We start from the raw sequence: 10,677 nt of genomic DNA, 5'->3' as shown, positions 1-10,677 counted from the left end.
CCTGCCGCCAGCGTTCAATCTGAGCCATGATCAAACTCTTCAATTTAAAAGTGTTTGATGCTCAAAGAATTAAAACTGTTTATAAAATCAGTAGTCACTCTTCAAGACTTGATATTTGTTTGCATCCTAAGATGCTGAGATATCAATCCTGCGAGTGCCCACACAGATTGTCTGATAAATTGTTAAAGAGCAGTAAGTCAGTCGCTTTCGCTTGCTAACTCGAGGTGGCGTATATTACGCTTTCCTCTTTCAGAGTCAAGCGTTTATTTTTGCTTTCGTCTGACTGACTACCGGGTTGTGAAGCCGCTTTCGAAGCCGCTTCGCCGTGTCAGTGGAGGCGCATTATAGGGAGTTCTCAGAGCCTGACAACCCCTAATTTGAAAAAACTTTCTGACCGCATTCTTTTTCACCAATGGCGCGCAGAAAGCCAGCAAATCAGGGATATTTGCTGCATAAATCACCGCAAAATCACCGCCGGTGGCATACTAGGGTAAGAAATACAGCTAAAGGAATTGCGTCATGTCTTTATCCACTCAACAACTCGCCGCCCAAAAAAACCTTTCTTATGTGCTGGCAGAGAAAATTGCCCAGCGAATTCTCAAGGGTGAATATGCGGCAGGCAGCATTCTTCCGGGCGAGATGGAACTGGGTGATCTCTTTGGCGTCAGCCGGACTGCCGTTCGTGAAGCCGTCAAGACGCTAGCCGCTAAAGGCATGCTGTTGCCTCGCCCAAGGATTGGCACTCGCGTCATGCCCCGCAGCCACTGGAACTTCCTTGATAAAGAACTGATAGCCTGGTGGATGACCAAAGATAACTTCAGCCATGTAGTAGAAGAGTTTTTGATTATGCGTAATAGCCTGGAGCCACAGGCCTGCGCATTAGCCGCTATTAATAGTAATGAGCAGCAGCGAACCAGGCTTACTCAACTTATGGCGCAAATGACAGAACTGCAGACGGCCTTTGACCGTCAGCGGTGGATTGAAGTGGATATGGCCTACCACGAACTTATCTATGAAATGAGTGGTAACCCTTTCATGACATCTTTCGCGAACTTATTCAGATCGATTTATTACAATTACTTCACCGCGATTACCGATAACGAAGTCATTAAGCTCGATTTGCATCAGGCGATTGTGGATGCCATTGCTAAGGGAGAGGGACAGGCCGCTTTTAACGCCTGCCTGGCGCTATTAAAGGAACCCGTCACTCATCGGTAGTCTAAAGCGCACATAACCTTCAGGATAATAATGACGAAAACAGCACGCAGCATGGCCGGCCTGCCTTGGATAGCCGCAATGGCTTTCTTTATGCAGGCTTTGGATGCCACCATCCTTAACACCGCGCTACCGGCAATAGCCCATAGCCTGAATCGCTCCCCGCTGGCCATGCAGGCTGCCATTATTAGCTACACCTTAACCGTCGCCATGCTTATCCCGGTAAGCGGTTGGTTAGCGGACCGCTTCGGCACACGCCGCGTATTTATGCTGGCCGTTAGCCTGTTCACTCTCGGCTCTTTTGCCTGCGCCATGTCTGGATCTTTAACCGAGCTGGTCATCTTTCGCGTGATTCAGGGAATTGGCGGCGCGATGATGATGCCGGTTGCCCGTCTGGCATTACTTCGGGCTTACCCACGCAGCGAGCTGTTGCCTGTACTCAACTTTGTCACCATGCCCGGTCTGGTCGGCCCCATTATCGGCCCACTGCTCGGCGGCGTTCTGGTCACCTGGGCAAGCTGGCACTGGATATTTTTAATCAATATTCCGATTGGCATTCTGGGCCTGCTGTATGCCCGCAAGTACATGCCCAACTTCACCACGCCGAAGCGCGGGTTTGATATGAGCGGCTTCTTGCTATTTGGCGCGGGCCTGGTGCTGATATCCAGCGGGGTTGAGCTGTTTGGCGAGCGGATTGTCGCCAGCTATATAGGCATGTTAGTGATTCTGGGCGGGATTTTACTGCTGCTGACTTATGTCTGGCATGCCCGCCGCGTTCCAACGCCGCTTATTCCCCTGCCTCTCTTTAAGACGCGTACCTTCTCCGTTGGCATAGTCGGCAATATAGCCTCACGCCTCGGCACCGGTTGCGTGCCTTTTTTAATGCCACTTATGCTGCAGGTGGGATTTGGCTATTCAGCATTATTGGCTGGCTGCATGATGGCACCTACGGCGGTCGGTTCGCTACTGGCTAAATCGACCGTCACGCAGGTGCTGCGCTGGCTGGGCTATCGTAAAACGCTGGTCGGGATCACTTTGGTCATCGGCCTGCTGATTGCCCAGTTCTCGCTGCAGTCACCGGGCATGGAAGTCTGGCTGCTGATCCTGCCCCTCTTTATATTAGGGATGGCAATGTCGACGCAGTTTACGGCCATGAACACCATCACCCTTGCGGACCTGACGGATGAAAACGCCAGCAGCGGCAACAGCGTGCTGGCCGTAACTCAGCAGCTTTCAATTAGCCTTGGGGTTGCCGTTAGTGCCGCGGTGCTTAGAGCATGGGAAGGCATAGACAGCGTCAATACCATCGAGCAATTCCACTACACCCTGTTGACGATGGGCGCGATAACGCTGGTCTCATCGGCGGTATTTTTGCTACTGCGCTCCAAAGACGGGCGCAACTTAATAAAAGAACGTCACAAACCTTAAACGGAGCTTCGCTCCACCAGCTCTGGCGTCAGCAGTAGCCGTTGCTGCGCCAGGTCTGGTTGCCCCATTCGGTGGATCAGCACATCCACGGCCAATTCGCCGAGCTCATCTTTGGGCTGGTGAATCGTCGTCAGCGGCGGCGTCATGTAGCGTGCAAGCTCGATATCATCGTAGCCAATCACCGCCATATCCTGCGGAATGCTAAGACCAGCCTGATATAAAGCATGGTAGGCCCCAACGGCCATAGCGTCATTCCCCATGAATACAGCGTCCGGCCTGTCCGCCAGGGTAAGCAGTTCGCTCATGGCGCTAAACCCGCCCTGAAACTCGAAGTCGCCGATAATTTCATAACCGGGGTAAATCGTCAGCCCGGCCTGGGCCATAGCTTTGCGGTAGCCTTCAAGGCGCAGTCTGGCAGGCGTTTTGTCCTGCGGCCCGGCGATGCAGGCAATACGGGTATAGCCATTGTCGATCAGGTGCTGTGTCGCCATTTCTCCGCCGAGCAGCGAGTTATCCTGAATCACATCGCTCTGCCCCTCAAACGGAGCCCAGTCCATCATTACTGTCGGGATAGTCGGGTAGCGGTTGATGATTTCAGGCGAAGGCTGATGCGTTTCGGTGCACAACAACAGTAATCCATCGACGCGCTTTTGCAGCAGCGTTTCCAGATTTCGGTTCATGCGGTGCTCATCGCCTTCGGTGTTACACAGCACCAGGCTGTAGCCGCGCTCAAAGCAGCTGCGCTCCACGCCTCGAACCAGCTCGGAATAGAAGGGGTTGCTACTCGCGGTGATCAGCATACCGATGGTATGCGTTTGATTCAGCTTGAGGCTGCGAGCCAACGCAGAAGGCGCATAGTTCAGCGTTTTTACCGCGGCCTCAACCTTCTGACGAATGGCATCGCTAACAAAGCGATCGTTATTAATGACGTGGGAAACGGTAGAAGTAGAAACGCCCGCCAGGCGGGCGACGTCTTTCATGGTAGCCATGACTTACCTCTGCTGCTGCAGGAACTCATCTATTTCCTTGCGCCACGGCACGGAAGGCTGAGCGCCTTTTCGCGTCACGGCAATTGCGGCGGCAGCGTGAGCAAATCGCACGGCATCTTCCATCGGCTTATCTTCGAGCAATGCAGTCACCAGCGCACCGTTAAAAGTGTCGCCAGCGGCAATAGTATCGACAGCTTTTACCTTAAAGCCCGGCACTCGTTTGCCGTGACCTTTTTCGCTTAGCCATACACCACGGCTGCCGAGCGTGATAATCACTGTGTCGATACCTTTACCGTGCAGCACTTCAGCAGCTTTGGCAGCATCTGCATCATTCTCAACCCGCACGCCAGTCAACTTTTCTGCTTCCGTTTCGTTCGGAGTGATCATATCTAACAGAGACAGAAGCTCATCAGAGAGCTCACAGGCCGGGGCCGGATTCAGAATCACTTTGGTCTGGTGCTGATGGGCAATTTTCGCTGCAGCCAGAACGCTCTCAAGCGGGGATTCCAGCTGCATTAATAACGCCGAAGCATCAGCAATTTTCTGCTGTTGCGCTGCCACCGGTTCGGGAGTCAAAGCGGCATTCGCGCCGGCGTGAATGCCGATCACGTTTTCACCTGCGCCGTTGACAAAAATCAGCGCCACGCCGGTCGCTTCATCTTTAATGGTACTGATTGGCGAAGTATCAATATTATCGCTGGCAAGCTGCTTACAAACGCGGCCACCGGTATCGTCATCGCCCACACAGGCAATAAACGCAATGTCTGCTCCACTGCGCCCTGCCGCAACGGCCTGGTTCGCACCTTTACCGCCGAACGCCACCTGATACCCCTGCCCGGTGACGGTTTCACCCGGCGTTGGGAAATGTTCGAGGTTGAGGATATGGTCAGCATTGATGCTGCCAAGAACGACGAGTTTGCCTGTGCTTTTCATATCTTAATATCCAGTTTGAGTGCGCCGCTCATGCCTGAGCGGCGCGTTGCCCTGCTTTTCTTTAATTCTTATTTGGTGATCAGTTTCAAATCAACCGGGATTTTCGCATCCACTTTCTCGCCTTTCAGCACTTTATCAGCGGTTTCCACACCGATAACGCCGATCTGGTCAGCCATCTGAGCCACTGTCGCGCCCAGTTTGCCGCCTTCAACCGCTTTCACGCCGTCAGCCGTACCATCGAAACCGACGACCAGCACATCAGATTTACCCGCGGTTTGCAGCGCACGCAGGGCACCCAGTGCCATTTCGTCGTTCTGAGCAAACACAGCCTGAACGTTAGGGTGTGCAGTCAGCAGGTTCTGCATAACGTTCAGACCTTTAGTACGGTCGAAGTCAGCGGGCTGGCTGGCCAGCACGTCAAATTTATGTGCCGCAACAGCCTGTTTGAAACCTTCACCACGTTCACGGGCTGCGGAAGCACCAGCAATCCCCTGCAGTTCAATGACTTTCGCGCCGTCGCCCAGTTTCTTAGCGATGTAATCACCGGCCATTTTGCCGCCAGCAACGTTATCAGAAGCAATGTGGCTCACCACGGTCCCCTGGTTTGCCATACGGTCGAGAGTGATCACCGGGATTTTAGCCTGGTTTGCCATCTTAACGGCATTGCCCACCGCGTCGGAATCCGTTGGGTTAATCAGCATTAATTTGGTGCCGCGAACCGTTAAGTCCTGCACGTTGGCCAGCTCTTTTGCCGGGTTGTTTTGTGAATCCAGCACCACCAGGTTGTAGCCCAGCTTGTCGGCTTCTTTCTGCGCGCCATCTTTCAGCGACACGAAGAACGGGTTATTCAGGGTAGACACCACCAGCGCGATGGTGTCTTTTGCCATGGCGTTTGCGCTTACGGTGGCGCTCAGGGCGACAGCGGAAACCAGGGTAGCCAGTTTTTTCATGTTCATAGTCAGATGTCCTGTAGGGTTATGGTTTTACTGCTTTTTATTGTCCACCAGCACCGCCAGCAAAATTACCACTGCTTTGACGATCATCTGGTAATAAGAAGAAACACCTAATAAATTCAGACCGTTGTTCAGGAAGCCGAGGATCAATGCCCCGATCAGCGTGCCGACAATCCGGCCTTTGCCGCCCGCCAGGCTGGTACCGCCCAGCACAACCGCCGCAATAGCATCCAGTTCATATCCCGCACCCGCCGTTGGCTGCGCAGAGGAAAGACGTGCTACTTCGATGATCCCGGCCAGCGACGCCAGCAGACCACACAGAGAGTAGACGATGATTTTCACTTTGTTGACGCTAATGCCTGACAGGCGCGTTGCCGCTTCGTTGCCGCCGAGCGCATAGATGTAACGCCCCAGGCGAGTATGGTGCAACATGTACCACGCGGCCAGGAAGACAATCGCCATGATCCAGACCGGCGTTGGGATCCCCAGCGGGCGGCCAATACCGAACCAGCCAAACAGATCAGCATTGTCCGAGAAGCCGGTATTCATCGGGCTGCCGTTGGTGTAAACCAGCGTCACCCCGCGCAGCAGCAGCATCATCACCAGGGTGGCAATAAAGGCCTGAACCCGCCCTTTCGCTACAATCACACCCGTTACGGCACCAATGGCAGCCCCAAGAGCCAGCGCAGCCGCAACGGCCACCAGCGCATTGACCTCAAAGCCCACAATCGAGGCCGCCACCGCCCCGGTCAACGCCAGAAGAGAACCGACGGACAGGTCGATCCCGGAGGTCAGAATGACCAGCGTCATCCCCACCGCCATAATGGCGTTCACCGACGTTTGCTGCAGGATGTTGAACAGGTTATTCACGGTAAAGAAGTTCGGGCTCAGGGCCGAGACAATCGCAATCAGCACCAGCAGAGCGATCAGCGATTTTTGCTCCATCAGCCACGCTTTGGTGAACCAGCGACGGGTGGACACGGTCTGGGTACTCATTTATCTAACTCCTGATTCACTCGATTAAGCTTGCCAACGGCCGCGGCCATCAGCGCCTCCTGGGTGGCTTCTTCACGGGAGAACTCCCCGCTCAGTCGCCCTTCGTGAATAACCATAATGCGGTCGCTCATGCCCAGCACTTCCGGCATCTCGGACGACACAAGGATGATGCTCAACCCTTCGGCTTTAAACTGGTTAATTAACTGATAAATTTCTTTTTTCGCTCCAACGTCGACGCCACGAGTTGGCTCGTCGAGGATCAGCACTTTCGGACGGGTCATCAGGCCACGCGCGATGGCAACTTTCTGTTGGTTACCGCCGGACAGCAGGCCAATTGGCTGTTCCATGGAAGGCGTTTTGACGTTGAACAGGCGAATAAAGTCCTGCACCGCCTGCTGCTCATCTTTATGCTTCAGGCTGCCAGCCCCGCGACTGAAATAACGCAGCGCGTTCAACGACATGTTCTCCTTCACCGACATCCCCAGAACCAGCCCATCGCGCTTGCGGTCTTCAGAGATATAAACGATGCCATTAGCCAACCCATCCTGCGGAGAACGAGTCACTACTTCACGGCCATCCAGCGCCACATAGCCACCGCTTCTCGGCAGCGCGCCATAAAGCACTTTCATCAATTCGGTACGCCCGGCACCCATCAGCCCGGCAACGCCGAGGATTTCACCTTTACGCAGCGTGAAAGAAACCGCCTTCACGCCGGGGCCAGATACGTTATCGACCCGCAGGCGAATATCGCCGGGCTGTTTGTCCAGATGCGGATACTGGTCTTCCAGCTTGCGGCCAACCATCATTTCGATCAGGGTATCTTCGGTAAGCGTGGAGACTTCGCGCTCGGCAATAAACTGCCCGTCACGCAGCACTGTCACGTCGTCGCACACCTCAAAAATCTCTTTCATGCGGTGGGAGATATAAACGATGCCGCAGCCCTGAGCCTTCAGCTCACGGATAACGCGGAACAGCGACTCGGTTTCCGTGTCGGTCAGCGCATCGGTCGGTTCATCCATGATGATGACTTTGGACTCAAAGCTCAGCACCTTGGCAATCTCAACCATTTGCTGATCGCCAATCGACAGCTCGCCCACCAGACGCTCGCTGGTGTAGCGTAAATTCAGCTTCGCCAGCAGCTTGTCGGCTTCACGGTACATCTTCTTCCAGTCAATGTTGCCAAAATGCCCGACAAACTCGCGGCCAAGGAAGATGTTCTCCGCAATGCTGAGCTGCGGGATCAGGTTGAGTTCCTGGTGGATAATCCCGATACCGGCTTCCTGAGACGCTTTTGGCCCGCTAAAGGCAGTTTCTTTTCCCAGCCACAGCAGCGAACCGGCATCTTTGGTGTAGATCCCGGTCAGGACTTTCATCATCGTGGATTTGCCGGCGCCGTTCTCACCCACCAGCGCCATTGCGCGGCCCGGGTAAACGTTCAACGCCGCACCAGACAGGGCTTTCACCCCTGGGAACGATTTATCGATCCCTTTAAGTTGCAGTAAGGGTTCCATGCTGACCTCCTCAGAAGGTTACGCCGGCACAGAGAATGATATTCGCATACGGGGAACACTCCCCGCTGCGAATAACCGCATGTGCATCCGCGGTGTGCTGCTTGAACTGCTCATGGCTGATGTAACGAATAGTTATGGTGTTTCCCTGGTGTTTTTGCAGTTGCTCAATATGGCTGAGCAACGTTTCGTGAAGCACGGGATTATGTTGTTTGATTTCAGAAGCAATGATTGCCGCCTCAACCTGCATTTCCTGCGTTACCACATCCACGACCTGCATAAAGCCCGGAACGCCGTGAGTTAATGCCAAATCAATGCGCTGGGTATGGCGCGGAATTGGCAGCCCGGCATCGGCAATTACCAGCGTATCGGTATGCCCCAGACGGGAGATAACGGACGAAATATCAGCGTTAAGAACGGTACCTTTCTTCATTTTCCTGCTCCACTAGCGAAACGTTTCGCTGATAATGAGTGTAGGAAAAGAGGTGGCGGTTAAACAACCACCAGGTTAAAGAAGTGTGATCAACATCGAAACGTTTCGCTAATAAATGCAAAACGGTACCTGAGTACCGTTTTTTACTCTTTGCGCCCTCTCCTTGTGGAAGAGCGTCGGGGTGAGGGCATCAGGCCAGTAAAGACTGGCTGACTTAAATCTCGACCTGGGTGCCCAGCTCGATAACCCTGTTCGGCGGGATCTCAAACTGGTCAGGCGCGCGCAGGGCATTTCGCTGCAGGGCGAGGAACAGCTTGCCACGCAGGCGGAGATACCACGGACGCTTACCGATAATCAGCGACTCATGCGACATGAAGAACGAGGTTTCCATCATCCGACAGCTTAAGCCTTCCAAACCACAGCGGTGGAAAATCTCTTCCACGTTCGGCGTTTCACGCCAGCCGTAACTGGCCACCACGCGCCAGAAGGTGGGCGACAGCTGCTCAATAGAAACGCGCTTAACGTTGTGAACGTATGGGGCGTCTTCGGTGCGCAGCGTCAGCAATACGACTCGCTCATGCAGCACTTTGTTGTGCTTCAGGTTGTGCAGCATGGCAAACGGGATCACGTTCAACGCACGGGACATATAAACCGCGGTGCCCGGCACGCGAACCGGCGGAGATTTCTCAAGGGACGCAATCATCGCTTCCAGCGAGTTACCGTGCTCGTGCATACGGCGCAGCAGGCGGAAACGCTCGCTCTTCCACGTCGTCATGATGGTAAACATGACAAGCCCCAGCGTGAGCGGCAGCCAACCGCCAGAGACGATTTTCTCGAGGTTAGCAGAGAACAGCGGCACGTCGATAAACAGGAAGCCCACGCACATCAGGAGCACGGCAATTTTATTCCAGTGCCAGTTTTTGCGCGCGACGGTGCAGCAGAGAATCGAGGTCAGCACCATCGTGCCGGTTACTGCGATCCCGTATGCCGCCGCCAGGTTACTTGAATGTTCGAAGCTAACGATGACAATCACCACGGCGATATACAGAATCCAGTTAATCGCTGGAATGTAAATCTGCCCGGACTCCATTTCCGAGGTATGGATGATACGCATTGGCGAGAGGTAACCCAGGCGAACCGCCTGACGAGTCAGCGAGAATACGCCGGAAATCACGGCCTGAGAGGCAATAACCGTTGCCAGCGTCGCCAGGACCAATAAAGGGATCAGCGCCCAGTCAGGTGCCAGTAGGAAGAACGGGTTTTTAATCGCTTCCGGGTTCTTTAACAGCAGCGCGCCCTGGCCAAAATAGTTCAGAACTAATGAAGGCAGAACCGCGATAAACCATGCGATGCGAATCGGGAGCTTACCAAAGTGCCCCATATCGGCATATAGCGCTTCAACCCCGGTTATAGCCAGCACAACAGCGCCGAGAGCAACGAACGACACGGCTTTGTACTGCACGAAGAAATTCACCGCCCAGGCCGGGTTAAGCGCCTGCAGAACTTCCGGGTTGCCGATGATACTGCGCGCGCCCAGAACAGCGAGCGTCAGGAACCACAGCAGCATCACCGGAGCAAACAGCTTGCCCACCATCCCGGTGCCGTGCTTCTGAATCATAAACAGCAGCGTCAGAACAATAATAGAAAGGGGAACAATGTACTGATCGAGCTGCGGCGCGGCTATCTCAAGACCCTCTATGGCCGACATCACCGATATCGCCGGTGTGATAACCACCTCGCCGTAGAAGAAGCTGCCGCCAATCAACCCCATGATCACCAGTACAGAGGTCATTCGCGCCGTCGTATTACGCCCGGCAAGCGACATTAGCGTTAAGATCCCGCCTTCCCCGGCGTTATCCGCCCGCATCACGAAGGTGAGATATTTGATGGAGACGACCAGTACCAACAGCCAAAAAATTAACGACAAAAAGCCAAACACGGCGTCGCGTTCAACGCCAAACCCAAACTGCCCGGACAGACATTCACGAAGGGTATAAAGCGGGCTGGTACCAATATCACCGTACACAACCCCGATAGCAGCCAGCGTAACGGCCGGCAACGATTGTTTATTATCAGCGCTCATAGACTAATCTTTTGTTGGAATCCCGAAAACGTGTGCTTAGTCCCTTGGCCCACAAAACGGCGCACAGTATGCACGATAATTGTGTAAATCGTACTCCTAAATGCATTTGACTTATCTCAGCTCAAACGTTGCATGCGGC

Annotated in this window: 9 protein-coding genes; 2 read left to right on the top strand and 7 right to left on the bottom strand. The window is 54.1% G+C overall.

Annotated elements, in window-relative coordinates; genetic code table 11:
* Positions 1–519: 519 nt before the first annotated feature.
* The gene (locus WFK85_RS10125) at positions 520–1,218 is read left to right on the top strand and encodes a FadR/GntR family transcriptional regulator (RefSeq protein ID WP_008457780.1); all 699 of its coding nucleotides are present in this window, start codon (positions 520–522) and stop codon (positions 1,216–1,218) included.
* Positions 1,219–1,248: 30 nt separating this feature from the next.
* Positions 1,249–2,643: a multidrug transporter subunit MdtD gene (gene mdtD, locus WFK85_RS10120; protein ID WP_008457779.1), complete on the top strand. Its 1,395-nt coding sequence runs from the start codon at positions 1,249–1,251 to the stop codon at positions 2,641–2,643.
* On the opposite strand, the gene rbsR is transcribed toward mdtD, so the two are convergent.
* From rbsR to kup, 7 genes are all read right to left on the bottom strand, one after another.
* On the bottom strand, positions 2,640–3,632 hold the full coding sequence (gene rbsR / locus WFK85_RS10115; protein ID WP_039299040.1) for a ribose operon transcriptional repressor RbsR: 993 nt from the start codon (positions 3,630–3,632) through the stop codon (positions 2,640–2,642). The genes mdtD and rbsR overlap by 4 nt on opposite strands.
* A gap of 3 nt (positions 3,633–3,635) precedes the next feature.
* Complete coding sequence (gene rbsK, locus WFK85_RS10110; protein ID WP_336706709.1) at positions 3,636–4,565, bottom strand: ribokinase; 930 nt, start codon at positions 4,563–4,565, stop codon at positions 3,636–3,638.
* A gap of 68 nt (positions 4,566–4,633) precedes the next feature.
* Positions 4,634–5,521, bottom strand: coding sequence for a ribose ABC transporter substrate-binding protein RbsB (gene rbsB / locus WFK85_RS10105; protein ID WP_008457776.1), 888 nt, complete (start codon positions 5,519–5,521; stop codon positions 4,634–4,636).
* Between the two features lie 27 nt (positions 5,522–5,548).
* Positions 5,549–6,514, bottom strand: coding sequence for a ribose ABC transporter permease (gene rbsC, locus WFK85_RS10100; RefSeq protein WP_008457775.1), 966 nt, complete (start codon positions 6,512–6,514; stop codon positions 5,549–5,551).
* On the bottom strand, positions 6,511–8,025 hold the full coding sequence (rbsA, locus tag WFK85_RS10095) for a ribose ABC transporter ATP-binding protein RbsA (protein ID WP_336706706.1): 1,515 nt from the start codon (positions 8,023–8,025) through the stop codon (positions 6,511–6,513). The genes rbsC and rbsA overlap by 4 nt, the downstream gene beginning before the upstream one ends.
* A gap of 10 nt (positions 8,026–8,035) precedes the next feature.
* Positions 8,036–8,455: a D-ribose pyranase gene (rbsD, locus tag WFK85_RS10090; RefSeq protein ID WP_336706704.1), complete on the bottom strand. Its 420-nt coding sequence runs from the start codon at positions 8,453–8,455 to the stop codon at positions 8,036–8,038.
* A 214-nt stretch (positions 8,456–8,669) separates the two neighbouring features.
* Positions 8,670–10,538: a low affinity potassium transporter Kup gene (gene kup / locus WFK85_RS10085; RefSeq protein ID WP_008457772.1), complete on the bottom strand. Its 1,869-nt coding sequence runs from the start codon at positions 10,536–10,538 to the stop codon at positions 8,670–8,672.
* Positions 10,539–10,677: the final 139 nt, after the last annotated feature.

This window comes from Cedecea sp. VD22, from assembly GCF_037150195.1.
GTDB lineage: Bacteria > Pseudomonadota > Gammaproteobacteria > Enterobacterales > Enterobacteriaceae > Cedecea.
The sequence above is the reverse complement of the archived record's forward strand: the minus strand, read 5'-3'. Positions and strand labels throughout refer to the sequence as shown.